The sequence below is a fragment of the Enterobacter sp. KB-280D8 genome, assembly GCF_041399405.1.
In the GTDB taxonomy this organism is placed as follows: Bacteria; Pseudomonadota; Gammaproteobacteria; order Enterobacterales; family Enterobacteriaceae; genus Enterobacter; species Enterobacter cloacae_N.
Genome location: NZ_JBGKEC010000049.1, coordinates 1 through 239, shown reverse-complemented (window position 1 = coordinate 239; position 239 = coordinate 1). Strand labels below are relative to the sequence as shown.

General features: G+C 54.8%; 1 protein-coding gene. It reads right to left on the bottom strand.

Annotation, left to right across the window (positions count from 1 at the left end):
- Positions 1–239, bottom strand: a 239-nt coding sequence (locus AB8818_RS22965) for a head maturation protease, ClpP-related (RefSeq protein ID WP_371200044.1), incomplete at both ends; no start/stop codon positions are given.

The following is a 239-nucleotide window of genomic DNA, read 5'->3' as shown; positions in this document are numbered from 1 at the left end:
AGAACGGATTCAACCTTGTCGAGAAGATCCGCATAGTCGCGCATATCGCTCGCGTCACCACCAGCAAACCCCCAGGGCTTATGGATCATCATCATCGTGTTTTCAGGCATGATGACCGGATTGCCTACCATCGCAATCACCGAGGCCATGGAGGCCGCCAGACCGTCGATATGCACGGTAATCGCCGCGCCGTGGTGCTTCAGCGCGTTATAAATAGCAATACCGTCGAAGACATCACC